12 protein-coding genes are annotated in these 19,341 nt (G+C 58.7%); 10 read left to right on the top strand and 2 right to left on the bottom strand.

The annotated features are described in order from the left end of the window. Nucleotides 1-81: 81 nt before the first annotated feature. The 4 genes from IHQ71_RS07845 to IHQ71_RS07830 all read left to right on the top strand — a co-directional run bounded on the left by IHQ71_RS07845 (nucleotide 82) and on the right by IHQ71_RS07830 (nucleotide 5,686). On the top strand, nucleotides 82-2,931 hold the full coding sequence (locus IHQ71_RS07845) for a helix-turn-helix transcriptional regulator (RefSeq protein WP_258161381.1): 2,850 nt from the start codon (nucleotides 82-84) through the stop codon (nucleotides 2,929-2,931). A 603-nt stretch (nucleotides 2,932-3,534) separates the two neighbouring features. Continuing rightward, nucleotides 3,535-4,653 carry an efflux RND transporter periplasmic adaptor subunit gene (locus IHQ71_RS07840; RefSeq protein ID WP_258161380.1) on the top strand — a complete coding sequence of 373 codons (1,119 nt, stop codon included), beginning with the start codon at nucleotides 3,535-3,537 and terminating at the stop codon, nucleotides 4,651-4,653. Next, the gene (locus IHQ71_RS07835; RefSeq protein ID WP_258161379.1) at nucleotides 4,650-4,913 is read left to right on the top strand and encodes an FAD-dependent monooxygenase; all 264 of its coding nucleotides are present in this window, start codon (nucleotides 4,650-4,652) and stop codon (nucleotides 4,911-4,913) included. Before IHQ71_RS07840 ends, IHQ71_RS07835 begins: the two co-directional genes overlap by 4 nt. Before the next feature lie 77 nt (nucleotides 4,914-4,990). Continuing rightward, on the top strand, nucleotides 4,991-5,686 hold the full coding sequence (locus IHQ71_RS07830) for an FAD-dependent monooxygenase (protein WP_374989967.1): 696 nt from the start codon (nucleotides 4,991-4,993) through the stop codon (nucleotides 5,684-5,686). Nucleotides 5,687-5,955: 269 nt separating this feature from the next. Here IHQ71_RS07830 and IHQ71_RS07825 read toward each other — a convergent pair whose 3' ends face one another. Both IHQ71_RS07825 and IHQ71_RS07820 read right to left on the bottom strand, forming a co-directional pair. Next, a complete protein-coding gene (locus IHQ71_RS07825; protein WP_258161378.1) occupies nucleotides 5,956-6,819 on the bottom strand; it encodes a winged helix-turn-helix domain-containing protein in 864 nt (287 codons plus the stop codon). Between the two features lie 887 nt (nucleotides 6,820-7,706). Next, nucleotides 7,707-8,075, bottom strand: coding sequence for a hypothetical protein (locus IHQ71_RS07820; protein ID WP_258161377.1), 369 nt, complete (start codon nucleotides 8,073-8,075; stop codon nucleotides 7,707-7,709). A 236-nt stretch (nucleotides 8,076-8,311) separates the two neighbouring features. Between IHQ71_RS07820 and IHQ71_RS07815 the strand changes: the two genes are divergently transcribed. From IHQ71_RS07815 to IHQ71_RS07790, 6 genes are all read left to right on the top strand, one after another. Further along, entirely contained in the window at nucleotides 8,312-8,599 is a 288-nt protein-coding gene (locus tag IHQ71_RS07815) for a DUF1236 domain-containing protein (protein ID WP_258161376.1), read from the top strand. Between the two features lie 651 nt (nucleotides 8,600-9,250). After that, complete coding sequence (locus IHQ71_RS07810) at nucleotides 9,251-15,571, top strand: HAMP domain-containing protein (protein ID WP_258161375.1); 6,321 nt, start codon at nucleotides 9,251-9,253, stop codon at nucleotides 15,569-15,571. Nucleotides 15,572-15,580: 9 nt separating this feature from the next. Next, nucleotides 15,581-17,275 (top strand): response regulator, encoded by a 1,695-nt coding sequence (locus IHQ71_RS07805; RefSeq protein WP_258161374.1) that lies wholly within the window; start codon nucleotides 15,581-15,583, stop codon nucleotides 17,273-17,275. Between the two features lie 635 nt (nucleotides 17,276-17,910). After that, on the top strand, nucleotides 17,911-18,312 hold the full coding sequence (locus IHQ71_RS07800; RefSeq protein ID WP_258161373.1) for a hypothetical protein: 402 nt from the start codon (nucleotides 17,911-17,913) through the stop codon (nucleotides 18,310-18,312). After that, a complete protein-coding gene (locus IHQ71_RS07795) occupies nucleotides 18,313-18,510 on the top strand; it encodes a hypothetical protein (protein ID WP_258161372.1) in 198 nt (65 codons plus the stop codon). 13 nt (nucleotides 18,511-18,523) lie between these two features. Continuing rightward, complete coding sequence (locus IHQ71_RS07790; RefSeq protein ID WP_258161371.1) at nucleotides 18,524-18,742, top strand: hypothetical protein; 219 nt, start codon at nucleotides 18,524-18,526, stop codon at nucleotides 18,740-18,742. The last annotated feature ends 599 nt before the right edge of the window (nucleotides 18,743-19,341 follow it).

Here is a 19,341-nt window from a genome sequence, read left to right as displayed (position 1 = left end):
GACCCTTCCTGTCTTCCTTGATAGCGTCAGCGAACCCCTTGGAGTATAAGAGCTTGGGTGGGGATCGCTGCAGGTAACGCCATGACTGGAACCGGGGACGATACGGCTGATCGACTCACCTTCGGTCCTTTCACGTTGAGTGTGAGCCAGCGCCTTCTTGCGCGGGATGAGGCTCCGATCGACCTGGGCGCGCGCGCCATGGATTTATTGATCACACTTGCCTCTGCTCCCAACAAGCTCATGAGCAAGCAGGATCTGATCTCACAGGTCTGGCCGGATGTGATCGTTGAGGAAGGCAGCCTGCGCTTTCACATGACCGGACTGAGAAAGGCGCTAGGCGACGGCCAGGATGGCGCCCGTTACATCACGACGATCGCCGGACGAGGCTACTGTTTCGTAGCGCCGATCACGCGGCGGAGAGCTCCGCCGGCAGCGCGGTCAAACGCCGATTTCCCCCATGCCATCCTTCCGAGCCGGCTCGATCGCATGGTCGGCCGGGAGGAAGACATAATCCGTCTGTCCGACAAATTGATGAAGTCGCGGATGGTGACCATCGTTGGCGTCGGCGGTGTCGGTAAGACCACCGTCGCCACCGCGGTGGCGCATAACGTCGCCCCGAGCTTCAACGGGGCCGTCTTGTTCGCCGACTATGGCATGCTGAGCGATTCCGGCCTGGTTGCGGCCGGAATTGCCTCGATGCTCGGGCTGCCGGTCGGGTCCGAAGACGTGCGTCCCAGCCTGCTTGCCTACCTGCAAGACAAGCAGATTCTGCTGATCCTCGATACATGCGAACACCTGATCGACGCAATTGCGGATCTCGCGTCAAACATTATCGACAGCGCCCCGCAAGTTTATCTCCTCGCCACAAGCCGGGAGGCTCTCAGGATCGAAGCCGAAAGCATCTACAGGCTCGACACGCTCGCCTGCCCGCCGGACGATCCAGATATTTCGAGCGAGATGATCCTGTCGTTCCCCGCGATACAGCTGTTCATGGAGCGGGCTGCGGCCAGCGGAGCTTCTCTCGATGTCAGTGACGGCGATCTCCGCGTCGTCGCGAGCATCTGCCGGAAACTCGACGGCATGGCGCTTGCCCTGGAGCTGGCCGCCCGACGGGTCGAAACCTATGGACTGCTCCAGACCGCCACGCTCCTCGATCAGCACCTGACATTGGGCTGGGCGGGATCCCGGACGGCACCACCGCGCCAAAAGACGCTACAGGCCACGCTCGACTGGAGCTTCGGGCTTCTCACGGATGTGGAGCGCCTCCTGCTGCGCCGGCTGGCAATCTTTGTCGGAGACTTCACACTCGAAGCGGTGCTGGAAGTGGCTTCGACCCCGGATCTGGATCACCGCGCCATCTTCGGCGCAATCGACAGCCTGGTGGCAAAATCGCTGCTTGCGACCCGTCCGATCGGTTCGACGATGCGCTACCGCTTGTTGGACACGACACGCGCTTACGCACTGCAATCTCAGACCGATGAGGATCGTGCCAGAGTGGCTGTACGTCACGCTGGATACTATCAGCACTGGCTGGAGCAATTCGGCTCTGATTGGCCGAGCTTGTCGACAGGCCTCGAGCGGGTGCCGTATTTTATCAGCATAAACAACGCTCGAGCAGCCTTGGAATGGTGTTTTGGAGAGAACGGCCATGTCGGGGTCGGCATCAGGCTGGCGGCTGCTGCGGTGCCGGTTTTCCAGGTGATGTCGCTTTTCCCCGAATGTCAGCGCTGGTCGGAGCGCGCGCTTCTCGCGCTGGGCGACGCCTTTCTGGGCAGCGTCGAGGAGATGCATCTTCAGGCCGGCCTTGGAATCTCCCGGATGTATATGCAGGGCGGCCGCGACACTTCGCAAGTTGCCCTCGGTCGAGCGCTGCAGATCGCCGAGGAACGGGGCAATGCGCTCGATCAGTTGCGGATATTGGGCCCGTTGAACATGCTCAAGATGCGCACTGGCGACTTCAACGCCGCCCTTCACTACGCAAGGCGTTGCTCCGAACTCGCAGCCACGATGACGGACGCTGCGACCGTCGAGCTGGGGCATTTCTTTCTGGGGAATTCGCTGCATTTCACAGGCGAACTGGAGGCTGCGCGCATCGAACTGGAGGCGGCGGTGAAGGGCGCTTCGGGATCGCAGCGGACCACGGCGAGTTACGTCGGGTTCAAGGGAAGGCATCTGGCGGGCGGGATTCTCGCGAGGAACCTATGGCTGCAGGGCTATCCCGCGCAAGCCGACATCCGCGCGCGTCAGACGATTGCTGAAGCGGCCAAGCTGGATCATTCGCTGACCCTGTGCATCGCATTGCTTGGGGGCATTGCTGTTTTCCTTTGGCGGGATGACCTGCGAAGCGCCGAGGAGCACATCGAATGGCTGGTTTCGCGGGCTGGGCTGCATTTTCTGTCGCCGTATGTGACGGTCGCCAGAGGCTTTGAGGCGGAGATCGCAATCCGCCGGGGCGACGTGAAGTCTGGCCTGGAGACCTTGCGGCAATGTGTCGAAAAGCTTCATGCGGCGAACTACGAGGTTTTCACCACCATGCTGGAGATCTCGACCGTGAAGGGGCTGGCGGCGATCGGCGAGATCGGGGAGGGCATGGCAAGGATCGACAGGACAATAGATCTCGTCGAGAAAAACGGGGACCTCTGCTACATGCCGGAGCTTTTGCGCATCCGAGGAAACCTCCACCTGTTAATGCCGACGGCCTTGGCCGATGATGCAGAGACCTGCTTCATGCGCTCGCTTGAGTACAGCCGGAAAATTGGCGCACCGGCATGGGAGTTACGAACCGCGACCGATCTCGCTGCGCTTTGGGTCGGCGACGGAAGGGCGCGTGATGCGCGGGTACTGTTGCAGCCTGTGTTCGAACGGTTTGACGAAGGATCGGACGCCACAGACGTGATGGCCGCCGAACGCCTGCTGGCAAAAATGCGTTGATCTTATGCTGGCGTTGATGGGAAGACTATCTCACGATTTGAATCGCTTTCGCGCGCGCACCAGCGGAGGTGGCCTTAGAATGGAATACGAAAAGCAGCCGTTATGCCTGTAGCTGATATATCGGTATCTCGCTTGTGGTTCGATTCCCATCAAGTGAGGCATGGCTGGCGACTTACCTCTCTGTGCGAACCTAAGGCTGCATTGTGCCCTCAAGTCGGCCGTAGAGTCCGCCAAGCGACGGCTCAAAAGCGGGCAATGCAGTGGACTTGCGAGAGGGAATGTTTGCGCCAACAGCGGTCAAGGCTCATCCGGGATGCGGTGGGTACAGATGACTGAAAGGGCGATTAGTGTAACTGTCTCGCCCATTTCTACCTGTGACGGCAAACTAAATGTTGGCGTCTCATCGCACCGACTAATGATCGCGGAAATCCCTTCCCCGCATAGGGGAATTATCGGAATTTTATCGGCGCCGCATCGGGATTTGTAGCCCGGCTTCGAGCGATAACACGACATCGAAATCAAGGCAGCCGGCATCTATCGCCGCGGCGACACCCTCGTCCTGCGACCGAAGCGCTTTGCTGCCCGCATCACGGAGGTCGTGCAATGAAAATTCACAAGAGGCGACTGGTTGGCGTCATCTCGCTCACCCTGGCGGGCCTGGCCGTTTCGGCCTGGCACCACGCCAATGGCGAGGCAGTCGCCCCCAAGGCTGCTATCAAGGCCGAAGCAAGTCTCGTTCGCGCGCTCAAAGTCGAGCCGAAGGAGATCAGCGATGTGCGGGCCGCAATCGGTGAGGTCAAGCCGCGGCGCGAAAGCGACCTCGGCTTCCGCCTGTCCGGCAAGATCGTCAAGCGCTGGGTCGATGCCGGCGTGCTGGTCAGGAAGGGTGACCTTCTGGCCACGATCGAGGACGAGGACTATAAAAATCGGGTCCACAGCGCCGAGACCGATGTCGCTGCCACCCAGGCAGTGCTTGTCGAAGCGCAGGCCAACGAGCGCCGCGTCGGCGGCCTCTTCAAGAAGCGCTACACCTCTGCGCTCAATTACGACGCCGCGGTCAAGTCGCTTCGCTCCTCCCAGGCAAAGCTTCAATCGGCCAAGATCGCTCTCGAAATGGCCAAGGACCAGCTTGGCTACACCGAACTCCGCGCCGAATTCGACGGCATCGTCACCGCTGTCGGCGCCGAGAATGGCCAGCTCGTGAATGTCGGGCAGATGGTGGTGCGGCTTGCCGATCCCAAAGCTCGCGATGCCGTCTTCTCGATTGCGGAATCGGTCTTCGCGAATAGCCCCGAGGGCGAGATCCCACGCATTGCGGTCTCGCTTCTCAGCAACCCGGCGATCAAGGTATCCGGCAAGGTCCGGGAGATTTCGCCGGTCGCGGACGCCGTGACGCGCACCTTCGAGGTGAAGGTCGCACTTGAAAATCCGCCGGCCGAAATGCGCTTCGGCTCAAGCGTGGCGGGCCGCGTCGACCAGCCGGCCGATCCCATGGTCGTGCTGCCGGGAGGCGCGCTGTTCGACAAGGACGGAGAACCGGCTGTCTGGATCGTCGGCGCCAATTCGGAAGTATCGCTGAAACCGGTGACGGTCGTCCGCTACGAGATCGACCGCGTGGTGATCAGCAAGGGTCTCAACAAGGGTGACATCGTGTTCACCGCCGGCGTGAACCGCCTGCACGACAGGCAGAAGGTCCGCTTTCAGGAAGGATTTGCGAAATGACTGGCTTCAACACGGACGTTCTTATCGTCGGCGCCGGCCCCAGTGGCCTGACAATGGCGCTCTGGCTTCAACGCCTGGGCGTCACGTTCCGCATCATCGATCGGCGCCTCAAGCCCGGCGAGACCTCCCGTGCGCTGGCCGTCCAAGCCCGTACGCTAGAGTTCCATCGCCAGATCGGCATCGTCGATGATATCATTGAGGCGGGCGTGAAGGTCAACCAGTTGACAATAGCACGCCGGGCAAAATCCGGGCGGCGCTGAAGCTTTCCGACTTCGGCAAGGGCCTTAGCCCCTATTCCTTCGCCTTCGCACTGCCGCAGGACGTGCACGAGAAGGTGATGATCGAAGCGCTGGAAAAGTCGGGGGTGACGATCGAGCGTGGCATCGAACTCGTATCCTTCTCGCAGGACGCAAGCGGCGTCACCGCGACACTCGGCAGCGACGGACGGACCGAAGCCATCCGCGCCGCCTATATCGTCGGCTGCGACGGTGCGCGTAGTGCCGTTCGCCATGGTCTGGATATCGGCTTTCCCGGTGGCTCCTATGAGCAGGTGTTCTACGTCGCCGATGTCGAAGGCACCGGCGCCTACACGAAGAATGGCATGGACACCACGGTGGGTCGCTATGGCTTCGCCATCGTTATGCCGGTGCGCCAGTCCGGCACGCTGCGCCTGATCGGCGTCGTGCTACAGGAACACGAGCGCGACAAGGAGATCACCTTCGAGGCGATCCGTCCAGAGATCGAGCGCGATACGGGCATCCATGTCGAAACCGTGAAGTGGTTCTCCACCTACCGCATCCATCATCGGGTCGCGGAGCATTTCCGCAAAGGTCGCGCATTCCTGGCGGGCGATGCCGGTCACATCCATAGCCCGGCCGGTGGCCAGGGCATGAATACCGGCATGGGTGACGCCGTGAACCTCGTATGGAAGCTCGCGGCCGTCGTTCAGGGCCGGCCCAGCGAACGGCTGCTCTACTCTTACGAGCCCGAGCGCATCGCCTTCGCGCACAAGCTGATCAAGAGCACCGACTAGGTCTTCCGGCTGATCGCCGGCCGCTCCAGGCTGGTTCAGCTCTGGCGCCGCTATGTCATGCCGCACATGATGGCGACGCTGATCGGCACGTCGATCGGGTCGAAATTCTTCTTCCGCATGATCTCGCAGATCGGCATCAACTATCGCGAAAGTCCGATCAGCGAAGGCCGCACGGCGAAGCTCGAGGGCGGCGATCGCCTGCCTTACGTGAAGATGCAGAACGGCGACAATTTCCTGCCGCTCAAGTCGCTCGACTGGCAGGTCCATGTCTATGGCGACGCCGATCCGGCTTTCCGACTGGGCCTCGCCCCATCGGGTGTGCCGATCCACTCGCTATCAGGATCCTTGATCACCGCCTCTTCGAACAGTGCGCGCGCCGTCGCAATATCGGTCTGGGCCGGGTCGAGCAGCAGCGCCGTGCCGCGTAGAATGAGTTCATGAGCCGCAAGATTCGGTACCGGTTTGCGCATCGCCTGTTCGAGGCCGGCAGTCGCAACCCGCACCACAAGCCTTCCGACGATATCTTCGACGATATCCTGCCCGATCGGGAACATCCCCTCGCCACTCGCCTGGTAGCGATGGCCCCAGAGCTGTACGGAATTGACCGCGTCGACGAGATTGATGGTCGCCGCGATGTGCTCGCCCTGCCGGCGCACGGCGCCCTCGACGATATAATCAGCGCCCGTCTTCGCCCGGATTTGCGGCCATTCGGATCGTTCGAAGGAGGTAAAGGAAAAACTTGAATTGCGCGCCAGCACCGTGACATGGCCGAAGGCGGCGATACCGTTGATGATGTCTTCGGCAAAGCCGTCGATCAGAAGCGCACTCGCCGACTCGCCCTCATTGCGGAAGCGCAGCACCGCGACGATCGGCTGACTTCCGACGTCAGGCACAGATTCGCCGTCAGCCGCCAGGATGTAGCCGCGTTTGGGAACGGTACGGACCAAGTCCTCCCCGATCGCCTTGCGTATTTCCCGAACCGACTGGGTGAGCGAATCCTCGGTCACGAAGACTCCGGGCCAGACCGTATCGAAGAGTTCCGCCTTGGGAACGACGCGGCCCATATTGCGGGCGAGATGGGTGAGTATGCCATAGGCCTTCGGCCGCAGGAACAGCGTTTCGTCACCGCGCATCAGGACGCCCCTGGCGAGATCGAGCGAAAATCCGCCAAATCGAAAGGTTTGAGACGGGCCCGTTTCCACCATCATCCCTCTACTTTGCGCCAATAATGTTCGCATAAGTTCGCCGCTCCCTGCAACAAGCCGGTGGATTGCCACGGATTCGTTTCAGTTCAACGTCGAGATTTGCGAACGGGATGTAACTTTGCATCCGGACAAATGAAGGATTCCAGCGATAGACCAACCAATTTGGGGGCCGAGCCGATGTCCGGTTGGGGGCCAATCCCAGACCTTGGCTCCCTCTACCCCAATGTCCGGCTTCGCGTTGCGTGTTTTAGCAGCGGACTGTCGGGTGTCGCCCGCATTTCGGACATCCGTCGCCTGGCGCCGACATTCCGTGAATCGCATCCGAAGGCCAGCGATTACCGCTACTGATCTTCAGCCACACCGCGCGCCCGCATAAAGGGCCTGAGATGCCCGACCTTATTGGACCGGCTCCCGGCATGATGGACTTGTGGGTGTCGTAACGAGTGAGATCGACCGCTTCGAAGCTCGCCGACTTAGTGGAGTTTAAACTTATGCGATATTGCCTTGTAGCCGCAAAATGGAAGTGTCCTATATCCGCCATTTGAAATGTCGCCGCACAGCTTGTACGGTCATATGCGATACGAGCGATGACTGACCAGCGCTGCGACCGGTTAGCGAAGTAAGATCGCAGTTGCCAGCGCTGTAAAAACGATGACCGCCAAATACACAGTGCCGTATCCGGAAGTCATATCCGCTTTCTCAATAGTTGGGTGTCGGAAGAAATGTCTGGTGGCGGCTTCCGTTTCGAGATAGACCGCGCGATTGCATCGCCAGCACAATCGAGGGAAACTCGTAGCAAAGGGCGGTCAGAGCAATTAGTGAACGGCACTTAAGAAAAGCCTTTCCAGCAAATGGGCCGGATCGCTCCGCACGTCGTCAAGCCGGTAGCAGCCGTTCTTTCCGCTCCGGCACGTAGGCTCGTTGCAAGAAAAGACGGACGGGACTTCCCTGTCCTTCAGCAGCGTGAGCAGGGCACTGTCCTCAGTCAAATCCCGATCGACAACCGCGCCGTCTATTTCGAGGAAGTCCAGCAAAAGAGCCGCTTCGCGGGTCGTCGAAACTGGCCCGAGAATCGTGGCCCCGAGGGATTCAAAGGCCCGGTAGATGTCTCGCGCGATGAAATGCGATCGCTCCACGAACAGGATCGCCTTGCCTTCTAATTCGTCGGAAGCAATCCATCGCATGTTTGAAATTCCCTAAGTGCCGGTTCGCGGATAATCGACGGGCAGCGTGAAAGTTCCCGGCCGCCCGCACCTTCCCGATTTTCGCCCAATCATGAACCCGAGTGTCAGCTTAGATCGCGCGCACGAGGAGAAAGCCTCATGAAAAGAAAGATTTATGCTCTGCGAGAACAAATCGCAGGAACCTTCCAAGGTGGTCGCCGTTTGGCAGCCACACCACGAAACAATGGAGTACAAACATGAATACCAAGCTCTTCGCAGCAGTCGCACTATCGCTCACCTTCCCCGCCCCATACGCTCTCGCCGATGACGTGGTCGTCGTGCCGGACACGGTTACGACCTATGTGACCCAGCAGCAGGTCGAGGATTCCACGATCGACGGCGACATCGTGGTCGGCACCGCTCTGCCAGATACAGTCGTCATCAAGAACGTTCCGGACAACGATGAATACGGCTACGCCTTCGTCAACAAGAAGCGCGTCATCGTATCGCCGAAGACCCGCAAGGTCGTTCGTATCGTCGAATAACCGATCGAATGTCGCAGGCGTCGGTTCAAAACCGGCGCCTGAAACCGGCGGCAACAGTGGGAGGTTTTTGTGATTGAGAAATTAGCAGCGGTTTCAATCGCTTTGATAATGGTTGCATTGCCGTGGGAAGCCGGTTCCGGCAACCGCAAAGGGCCGGACGGCCCTCACCTCGATTTTTATCGTTTGCAGTGTAAGGCTGCGCTTCGTCGAAGCCCAGCGACCTGGATTGACCGGCTCAAGGCCAGTCGTTGTGGCGCTTGGCGAGACGTTAAAGACTGGAGCGAGCAGGCCGTGAGCCGTGGAACCTAGTTCGGCGGAGAAGCGGACGCAGGCTGGCGACAATGGGGCGACACCGGTCGTTTACCGTCCAGAGACGAGAGAAAACGTGACCCAGGGCTGAAGCGATGAAGTGAGCAGCTCGCGCGCATGGCTGGGTCCAAGATATCGGCTGTGATTTGTCCCTTGTCCTGTTGTGCGGCAGATTGAGTGGACCTTATTCAGAACGATTTGACTGATCACGAAACGGTCAACGCGACGTCGAATGCAATAAGCGTTCAACCCATCGAAATAATGACATTTCCCAAGTTTGGTGTAAGTATTGATTTGCGTTCGGTAAATTCGCCTTTACCGATGCTCATGGAGGAGTTGACTATGGATGCCACGACACCAAAGTCCGGGCGACGAATTGTCTCCAAGCCCTCAAATAGCTCTAAGTCAAAAGCCGAGGTCGTGGAGGTCAATGACGGGTCTTCGATAGATGTCGGTGCCCTGCTGGAAGCGTTGCAGGCAGTCCGCGACGGAAAGTTTTCTGCCAGGCTGTCCGGAAATCAAACCGGCTTGGCTGGAAAGATTGCCGATACGTTCAACGATATTGTCGCGGCGAACGAACGCATGGCGGACCAACTGAAATTTGTGGGCCAAGTCGTTGGTCAGGAAGGCAAGACCAGCACGAGAGTGCGATTCGGACTCACAAATGGTGCATGGTTCGACATGGAGAACTCGGTCAACACTCTGATCGATGATCTTCTTTGGCCCACCACCATGGTCACCCGCACTATCACCGCGGTCTCCAAAGGTGACCTTCTCCAGACGGTTCCGCTCGATGTTGATGGGCGCGCTCTGCAAGGCGAATTCCTGCGGTCAGCGACAATCGTCAACACCATGATCAAGCAGCTCAGCATCTTCACATCGGAAGTCACCCGCGTCGCGCGTGAAGTCGGCACAGACGGCAAGCTCGGCGGACAGGCTCAGGTCAGCGAAGTAACCGGCGTTTGGAAGGACCTCACCGAGAGCGTCAATTCCATGGCTTCCAACCTGACGGCACAGGTGCGCAACATTGCGGATGTGACGATTGCTGTCGCCAATGGTGACTTGTCCAAGAAGATCACGGTCGACGTCCGAGGCGAAATTCTGCAACTCAAGGAAGCCATCAATACGATGGTCGATCAGCTTCGATCGTTTGCCTCGGAGGTCACGCGCGTCGCGCGCGAGGTCGGAACCGAGGGCAAACTCGGCGGCCAGGCTCTCGTGCCCGGTGTAGCAGGAACCTGGAAGGACTTGACCGACTCGGTCAACGCCATGTGCGGCAATCTTACCGCACAGGTCCGCAACATCGCCCAGGTGACCACCGCCGTTGCCCGAGGCGACCTGTCGCGCAAGATCACGGTGGACGTGTCGGGCGAAATCCTGGAACTCAAGGAAACCATCAACACGATGGTGGATCAGCTCAACGGGTTTGCGGGCGAAGTCACGCGTGTGGCGCGCGAAGTCGGTACCGAAGGTCGGTTGGGTGGGCAAGCGCAGGTCCCGGGCGTTGCCGGCACGTGGAAAGACCTGACCGACAACGTCAATTCCATGGCGTCTAATCTCACGGCCCAGGTGCGGAATATCGCGGACGTCTCGACAGCCATTGCCAATGGCGACTTATCCAAGAAGATCACCGTGTCGGTGTCCGGCGAAATCCTTGAACTCAAGGAAACGATCAACACGATGGTCGATCAGTTGAATGGTTTTGCCGGCGAAGTGACGCGCGTGGCGCGCGAAGTGGGTACTGAAGGCAGGCTGGGCGGGCAAGCGCAGGTCCCAGGCGTCGCCGGCACATGGAAGGACCTGACCGACAACGTCAATTCGATGGCGTCCAACTTGACGGCGCAGGTGCGTAACATCGCTGAGGTTTCAACGGCTATCGCAAACGGCGACCTTTCAAAGAAGATCACCGTCGATGTGAAGGGTGAAATTCTTCAATTGAAGGAAACAATCAACACGACCGTCGATCAGTTGAACGCTTTCGCGTCGGAAGTGACTCGCGTGGCCCGCGAGGTCGGCACCGAAGGTAAGCTTGGCGGTCAGGCGCAGCTCAAGGGCGTTGCTGGTACGTGGAAGGACTTGACGGATTCCGTGAATTCCATGGCGTCCAACCTGACTGCTCAGGTCCGAAACATCGCCGAAGTCGCGACGGCCGTGGCGCAGGGTGACCTATCCAAAAAGATCACAGTTGCGGTTTCGGGCGAGATTCTCGAACTCAAGGAGACCATCAATACGATGGTCGATCAGCTTAACGGTTTTGCCGGTGAAGTTACCCGTGTTGCACGCGAAGTCGGCACAGAGGGCCGACTTGGCGGGCAGGCCAATGTGTTGGGCGTCGCTGGCACTTGGAAGGACTTGACGGATTCCGTGAATTCGATGGCCGGGAACCTAACCGCGCAGGTCCGAAACATTGCGGAAGTCTCCACCGCGATCGCCAACGGCGACCTCTCACGCAAAATCACCGTCGACGTTAAGGGCGAAATTCTTCAGCTTAAAGAAACGCTTAACACGATGGTTGACCAGCTCAACCGATTTGCGTCCGAGGTCACCCGCGTGGCCCGCGAAGTCGGCACAGAAGGGAAGCTTGGTGGTCAGGCGCAGGTTCCGGGTGTCGCGGGTACCTGGAAGGATCTGACCGAGAACGTGAATTCCATGGCATCGAACCTCACCGGCCAAGTCCGTAACATCGCCGAAGTGACCACCGCTGTGGCGCGCGGCGACCTTTCGCGCAAGATCACCGTGGACGTGAAAGGTGAAATTCTTGAGCTCAAGAACACGATCAACACGATGGTTGATCAGCTTAATGCCTTCGCCGGCGAGGTTACACGCGTGGCGCGTGAGGTGGGTACGGAAGGCAAGCTCGGCGGACAAGCCCAAGTCTCGGGTGTCGCCGGAACGTGGAAGGACCTCACGGATTCCGTGAACTCTATGGCCGGCAACTTGACGGCCCAGGTGCGCAACATCGCGGAGGTCGCCACGGCCATCGCCAACGGTGACCTCTCGCGCAAGATTACGGTGGACGTTCGCGGCGAAATTCTTCTTCTGAAGGACACTTTGAACACCATGGTGGACCAGCTTCGCTCGTTTGCTGGTGAGGTAACGCGCGTTGCCCGTGAAGTCGGTACCGATGGTCGGCTCGGTGGTCAGGCAGTCGTGCCGGGCGTGGCAGGTACATGGAAGGATCTCACGGACAACGTCAACCTGCTTGCAGCAAATCTGACAACGCAGGTTCGCAACATTGCCGAAGTCACGACGGCCGTCGCGCGAGGCGACCTGTCGCGCAAGATTACCGTCGATGTGAAGGGTGAAATCCTCGAGCTCAAGAACACCATCAACACGATGGTGGACCAGCTCAACGCCTTTGCTGGCGAAGTAACGCGCGTGGCGCGCGAAGTGGGCACGGAAGGAAAGCTCGGTGGCCAAGCGCAGGTGCCTGGCGTCGCGGGCACATGGAAGGACCTGACAGACACTGTCAATGTCATGGCGGCCAATCTGACAGAACAGGTCCGAGGCATCGTCAAGGTGGTGACCGCGGTTGCAAATGGCGATCTTGAGCAGAATCTGACCGTGGCATCCAAAGGCGAAGTGGCGGCGCTCGCCGAAACGATCAACAATATGACGAACACGCTGGCCACGTTTGCGGATCAGGTGACGACGGTTGCCCGTGAAGTCGGCGTCGAGGGACGCCTCGGTGGGCAGGCCAATGTGCCCGGAACTGCCGGGACCTGGAAGGACTTGACCGGCAATGTCAATCTTCTTGCCGCCAACCTGACGACCCAGGTGCGCGCCATCGCCGAAGTCGCCACCGCAGTGACCAAGGGCGACCTTACCCGATCGATCCAGGTCGAAGCGCGCGGTGAGGTGGCAGAGCTCAAAGACAATATCAACACCATGATCGGGAATCTTCGTCTGACGACCGATCAGAACAAGGAGCAGGATTGGCTCAAGACGAATCTGGCGCGTTTCACGAACATGCTGCAGGGTCAGCGCGAGCTATCAACCGTCGGCCGAATGCTGCTGTCGGAGTTGGCGCCTCTCGTTGGCGCCCAGAATGGCGTCATTTATCAGATCGAAAGTGACGGAGACGGAAAGAGCCTGAGGCTGCTTTCGACCTATGCAGGTGACGCGGTCGACGGCCATCCAGATAGAATTCGACTTGGCCAGGGGCTCATAGGACAATGCGCACAGGATGGGCGTCCTATTCTGATCACGGAAATGCCGAAGCAAGTGGTTCCGGTCGGATCGGGGATATTCAAAGCGAAGCCGCGTAGCGCAATCGTTCTGCCGGTGCTTTTTGAAGGCCAGGTCAAGGCTGTCATCGAACTCGCATCCGTCGGAAGCTTTACAGAACTCCAGCTTTCTTTCCTTGATCAGCTGACCACCTCTATCGGCATCGTGTTGAATTCGATCGAGGCGACCATGCAGACGGAAGGCTTGCTCAAGCAGTCCCAGAAGCTCGCGACCGAGTTGCAGTCTCAGCAGGGCGAACTCCAGCAGACAAACGAGCAGCTTGGTCAGAAAGCTCAACAGCTCGCGGAACGCAATGTCGAGGTGGAAGCCAAGAACCAGGAGATTGAACAAGCTCGACGTGCATTGGAGGAAAAGGCGACTGAGCTCGCGCTCACGTCGAAATACAAGTCCGAGTTCCTAGCCAATATGTCCCATGAGTTGCGCACGCCTCTGAATTCGATCCTTATTCTGGGGCAGCAGCTCGGCGAAAATCCCGAAGGGAACTTGTCGGGCAAGCAAGTGGAGTTCGCACGCACGATCCACGGCGCAGGTACGGACCTTCTGAATCTGATCAGCGACATCCTGGACCTTTCGAAAATCGAATCCGGCACGGTTTCGGTAGAGGCCGAGGAAATCTTCTTCAGTAGCCTGATCGATGGCCTAACACGGCCGTTCCGGCATGAGGCTGAGAACCGGCGTCTTGCGTTCGATGTCGAGCTTGCCGAAGACCTCGAACGAAGCATTTTCACGGATTCCAAACGCCTACAGCAGGTACTCAAGAACTTGCTGTCCAATGCCTTCAAGTTCACGGCGGATGGTGGGGTGACACTGAAGGTTGCTCCGGTAACGAGTGGCTGGAGCGCAGACAACACTTCGCTAAGGCTTGCCTCGTCGGTCGTTTCGTTCGAAGTGACGGACACTGGCATTGGCATTCCACCGGAAAAACAGCGACTTATCTTTGAGGCTTTCCAGCAGGCGGATGCGTCGACGAGCCGTAAGTATGGCGGCACCGGACTTGGGCTGGCTATCAGCCGAGAGCTGGCCAATCTCCTTGGCGGGGAAATCCAGTTGCGAAGCACGCCCGGCGTAGGAAGCACGTTTACGCTCTATCTCCCGCTCACACATTTCGGAGCTGGCTTGTCAGCATCACGCCTGACACTTTCCGATCAGTCTGAAAAGATTTCCGTCGCGCGCAGTCATCTGTTGTTGAGCGAGCCTGCCGCGGAGACCCTCAGTGACGATCGCCATTCCATCACCGCCGGCGAGCCAGTCCTGCTTATCGTTGAGGATGATCTTCACTATGCTGCGATTGTCGCAGACCTGGCCCGCGACCGCGGATTCAAGATTCTGATTGCGGCAAGAGGCGCCGATGCCCTGGCACTGGCACGCGAATACACGCCCACCGCAATATCGCTGGATGTTTTCCTTCCCGACATGCTTGGCTGGACCGTGCTCAGCCAACTCAAGCAAGATCCCGCGACGCGCCATATTCCCGTGCAAATGCTGACTCTCGACGAAGACCGGCAGCATGGCCTCGCGCGCGGCGCATACGACTTTATGGTCAAGCCGACGAGTACCGACAGTTTGCAAGCCGCTCTCGCCAAGCTAAAGGAATTCGCGAAGCCGCGCCGTAAACGGCTGCTTGTTGTCGAGGATGACGAGCGCGAGCGCGTCAGCGTGAGTGAACTGCTGGGACATGACGACATCGACATAACCAGCGTTGGAACTGGTGAGCGGGCGCTCGAAATCCTGAGAACAGACTCTGCGGACTGCATGGTTCTTGACCTGAAGTTGCCCGACATGTCCGGATTCGAGGTGCTCGAACGGATCAGAGATGACGCCTCCATCGCTGAGCTGCCGGTTGTCGTTTTCACAGGGCGGGAACTCTCTCCCGAGGAAGACGCGCAATTGCACACCATGGCTCGGAGTGTCGTCGTCAAGGGTGTCGAGTCCCCCGAGAGGCTGCTTGATGAGACTGCGTTATTCCTCCACCGTGTCGTAGCGGACATGCCGCCTCAAAAGCAGCTTATGCTGGAGCTCTTGCACGGTTCGGACGAAGATCTTCAAGGATGCACAGTTCTGCTCGTCGACGACGATGCCCGCAATATCTTCGCGCTTAGCAGTGTGCTCGAGCGACGTGGCATGAAGGTCCTCACCGCTACCACCGGCCTTGATGCCATCGCCATCATCAACACCGAACCAGACGTGGCGATTGTGCTGATGGATATCATGATGCCGGGAATGGATGGATATGAAACGATCCAGGCAATACGTACAAATCCAGAGTTTAGGCGTCTTCCAATTGTGGCACTTACGGCGAAGGCTATGAAGGGCGATCGGGAAAAGTGTCTCGAGGCCGGCGCGTCCGACTATCTCGCCAAGCCCGTGAACACCGAGCAGTTGCTGAACGCTTTGCGCATGTGGCTTCACCGCTAAGGAATGCCTATGGACCCGGTTAACATTCTGCTCGTTGATGATCAGCCTGCCAAGCTTCTGAGTTATGAAGTCATCCTTCAGGAACTCGGGGAAACCTTGATCAAGGCAACGTCTGGCCGTGAGGCCCTTGAACATCTTCTGAAAAAAGACGTCGCCGTCATCCTCGTGGACGTCTGTATGCCCGAACAGGATGGCTTTGAACTGGTCGCAATGATCCGGGAACATCCCCGTTTCCAGAAGACCGCCATCATCTTTGTTTCGGCCATTATGATGGCCGAGCCAGACCGCTTGAGGGGTTACGAAGCGGGTGCAGTCGACTACGTATCCGTCCCGATTGTTCCCGAACTCCTGCGGGCGAAGGTCAGGGTCTTTGCTGAACTCTACCGAAAAACAAGAGACCTTGAGACGCTGAATCTCAAACTCGAGCAGCGTGTTCTGGAGCGCACCGCCCAGCTGGAAGCGTCTTCGGCCCAGCTCGTGGCCTTGAACGGGGAGTTGGAACGACGCGTGGACGAACGCACACGCGAGCGAGAGGAGGCATTGGCTCAGCTATTTGAAGCGCAGAAACTCGACACGATCGGACAACTGACTGGCGGGGTCGCACACGATTTCAACAATCTGCTTATGGCCGCGCTGAGCAGCTTGAACATTCTGAAAAAGCGCCTCACACCGGACGAGACCAACGACCGGCTTCTTAATAATGCAATTCACGCGGCCGAACGCGGTACAGCTCTGACCCAGCGTTTATTGGCGTTCGCGCGCCGCCAGGAACTAAAGCCAGAGGCAGTTGATCTCATTGAGCTCGTTGACAGCATGGAGGATCTTCTTGGAAGGGCGGTTGGCTCATCAATTGTAATTAGCAACAACCTTCCACCCGCCCTGCCCCCGATCCTCGTTGATGCCAACCAACTGGAGCTTGCCCTTCTCAATCTGTGCGTCAACGCCCGGGACGCCATGAGTGGAGGGGGAACCCTCTCGATAAGCGCCACTCGCATCCATTCCAGCCATGCGTCAGCGGAATTGGCTCCGGGCGAATACATAGAAATAGTTGTGGCCGATACCGGTCACGGGATGGACAGCGAGACCGCTGAAAAAGCTGCCGAACCCTTCTTTACCACCAAAGGCGTCGGCAAAGGCACCGGCCTGGGACTCTCGATGGTGCATGGCCTTGCGGCGCAGTCCGGAGGGTCGCTCAGAATTTCGAGCACCGTTGGAGTGGGCACGAAGGTCTCCGTCTGGCTTCCGGTCGCGAGCGAGAGTGGCCGCCTGACCGTCGCCGAGCTAGCCAGCACCGAGCCGGCTGGTGCGGAGCCCGAGGCGCGGGGCCTCCGAATACTGGTGGTGGACGACGACGCGCTCGTCAGCCTCGGCACTGTCGCGATGTTGGAGGACATGGGCCACAAAACCTTGGAAGCGCATTCTGGCGTCCACGCGCTGGAACTCCTGAAAACAGTCGAGGTCCCGGATTTGGTTATTACCGACCACGCCATGCCTGGAATGACCGGCATGGAGCTTGCGGAGCACATCGGTACCAACTTCCCCGATCTCCCCATCATTTTGGCGTCGGGTTATGTCGATTTGCCGAACGAAAAGAGGTTCGGTGTGCTACCGCGACTGACGAAGCCTTTCGATGAGGCACAACTCAGCGCCGCCATCGCCAACGTTCTCTCCACGCCATATGATAGAAGAAAACAGATCGCGTAACGTATGCGAGAAGACACGCTCAACATGGATCCGGCCTTGTGAACCCTGCGGTTTACGAAAGCATCGTCTCGATGGGAGGAGTCCGCAACGCCATCTATGAATTGCGCAGGCCAAAGCTTGAGGGTCTGACCTCATTCTGTGACCGGCTAAATAAGCGATAACCCAACCAGCAAACCCGGTGCTTCCAGCTTGTGACAACTAGAACCACCCGGCCGCCTCACCCGAAATAGCCGATGTAATGAAATTGAGAAGCGTATGATGCTCGGTGTCAAAAAAATGCGCAAACGCTGGATAGGGTTGTAGCCGGCTCATGGATCGCTCGACACTAGGAAGGCGGGCGTAGGCGCCAATGCAATCACCCCTTCACCCCTCGGTCCGTCGGTGACAGCGAAGACCAGATATCGTCCAGCGAATTTCTTGGCGTCCTGCATCGTCCCGATCCCTTCGATAGCAGACGCCAGCCGTTTGAGCGGGACGTTCAAAGTCTGATTGGACTTATGCATGTGAGCTTGGCGGTATCCTATCCGTCGAGGATCCGACCACCACTGACCGTCTGGCGGTATGTCCTCCATCCAACCGCCATGGAACTGTGCCGTCTAGACAGAGTTCTACAGGGGAACAAAGGAGAAGCGGCAATGCCAGGCGAAGCAATCAACAATCCCGGCTCCAACCCCAACAGCGACCATCGCAGGACCGGAGGCAGCGCGAACGACCCACACGGTGGGCATGAGCATACGAGTGAGAGGCGCGGTCCCGATCCTGATCCGATCGACGAGCTAGTGCCGGCTGGCGACGGCAGCCTCCCCGCAACGAAGCTGTCCGTCTCCGAAGAGACCGAAACGCTCGCCTTTACGGAAACGCAGAAGCCGAACCTGCTTGACGAAATGGCGGCTGTCGATGGCACCGGCACGCTTGACCCGCGCGCTCAACCTGGATTCGGCCCGACGGAATTGGACGGTCCACAGTTCGAGGGCAATCCGGAAATCGGGATCGATCCGAACGACGTCCGCAACGAAATGCCACCGAGGGAAAATTAAATGGCCAAAACTGAAATTCAGCAGGACGCCAAGGGTCAGTTCGCCAAGTCACAGGGTGACCGAAAGAACAATGGTCTCGCCAGTGCTACCCCGCGCGCGGTGACGGGGAAGGACGACGCCACTCTAGAAAATGCCGACAAGAAACCTTCCCCGAACCCAGGTTTCGGCATCCGCACGCAAACCAACAAACGAGACTGAGAAAGGACTCCCGATGTCCATCAAATCACCCCAAGACGTTGCCCCTGGCACCACCGGTCAATTCCCGCGGTGGAAAGGTCCGGAAGAGACCCGGCAGCGGGGTTACCTGCCTGCCGACGATCCGGACGTCGATCGGGACGCCAATGGCGAGACCTTGCAGGATCCGCGCAAGCGAGATCTCTCGGATGGCTTTAAGACCACATGGGACAAAGGCGCACCGCCGAAGGAATGAGGACATCGGACCATCGGTTACACTGCGGCATAAATGATTGTGGAACGGAAAGCGTTCTGCCTGTTTGATGCTCGCAGAACCAGGCTTCTTGGGTGCTGCCAACTGTGCCGTTCTCCAGCGCGATACGTTCGCGTGTTCAGCACCGATCAAACTCGCCCATCGCGCCCTTAACGATCAGTACGGCGCATTGAACTTGAAGCAGTATTCGACGTTCAGATCGGCGCGATGGTGGCCGAAGCCAGGGTACGGTCTTGAGGAAGCGGTCGCGGCGATGATGAGCGCGGCGAAAAACCAAAGCGACATAGGAGGCAAAAACCCTGACTCGGCAGAGGATGCGGACGCAACGTCGGCAGTCTATTGTTCTAAAAAGATGCCGTCCTCCGCTTGGTTCCCGGAGAGACGAAATTGGTGAACGTCAGAGAACGGCATAGTTAGCAAGGCTTCAAAGAGACGACCTTACCGGCCCCGAACACATGCAGCGTCGGTCCGTTCCGTGGGAAACGTATTAGGCGACGGACCAAATTGTCGCATCGCTGGGCTAAACACCCGAGCCCAAGGTTATGGAAATTGCAAGACGTCTCAGATCGGCTAACTTCGGG

Origin of the sequence: Rhizobium sp. TH2, assembly GCF_024707525.1 — a bacterium.
Taxonomy (GTDB): Bacteria; Pseudomonadota; Alphaproteobacteria; order Rhizobiales; family Rhizobiaceae; genus Rhizobium_E.
Note: the sequence above shows the minus strand (reverse complement) of the source record. Positions and strands in the feature narration are given on the sequence as shown.

Bases quoted from the DNA above. Each gene is read 5' to 3' on its own strand.
- IHQ71_RS07845 (WP_258161381.1), top strand. From the start codon at position 82: ATGACTGGAACCGGGGACGATACGGCTGATCGACTCACCTTCGGTCCT.
- IHQ71_RS07840 (WP_258161380.1), top strand. From the start codon at position 3,535: ATGAAAATTCACAAGAGGCGACTGGTTGGCGTCATCTCGCTCACCCTG.
- IHQ71_RS07835 (WP_258161379.1), top strand. From the start codon at position 4,650: ATGACTGGCTTCAACACGGACGTTCTTATCGTCGGCGCCGGCCCCAGT.
- IHQ71_RS07830 (WP_374989967.1), top strand. From the start codon at position 4,991: ATGATCGAAGCGCTGGAAAAGTCGGGGGTGACGATCGAGCGTGGCATC.
- IHQ71_RS07825 (WP_258161378.1), bottom strand. From the start codon at position 6,819: ATGCGCGGTGACGAAACGCTGTTCCTGCGGCCGAAGGCCTATGGCATA.
- IHQ71_RS07820 (WP_258161377.1), bottom strand. From the start codon at position 8,075: ATGCGATGGATTGCTTCCGACGAATTAGAAGGCAAGGCGATCCTGTTC.
- IHQ71_RS07815 (WP_258161376.1), top strand. From the start codon at position 8,312: ATGAATACCAAGCTCTTCGCAGCAGTCGCACTATCGCTCACCTTCCCC.
- IHQ71_RS07810 (WP_258161375.1), top strand. From the start codon at position 9,251: ATGGATGCCACGACACCAAAGTCCGGGCGACGAATTGTCTCCAAGCCC.
- IHQ71_RS07805 (WP_258161374.1), top strand. From the start codon at position 15,581: ATGGACCCGGTTAACATTCTGCTCGTTGATGATCAGCCTGCCAAGCTT.
- IHQ71_RS07800 (WP_258161373.1), top strand. From the start codon at position 17,911: ATGCCAGGCGAAGCAATCAACAATCCCGGCTCCAACCCCAACAGCGAC.
- IHQ71_RS07795 (WP_258161372.1), top strand. From the start codon at position 18,313: ATGGCCAAAACTGAAATTCAGCAGGACGCCAAGGGTCAGTTCGCCAAG.
- IHQ71_RS07790 (WP_258161371.1), top strand. From the start codon at position 18,524: ATGTCCATCAAATCACCCCAAGACGTTGCCCCTGGCACCACCGGTCAA.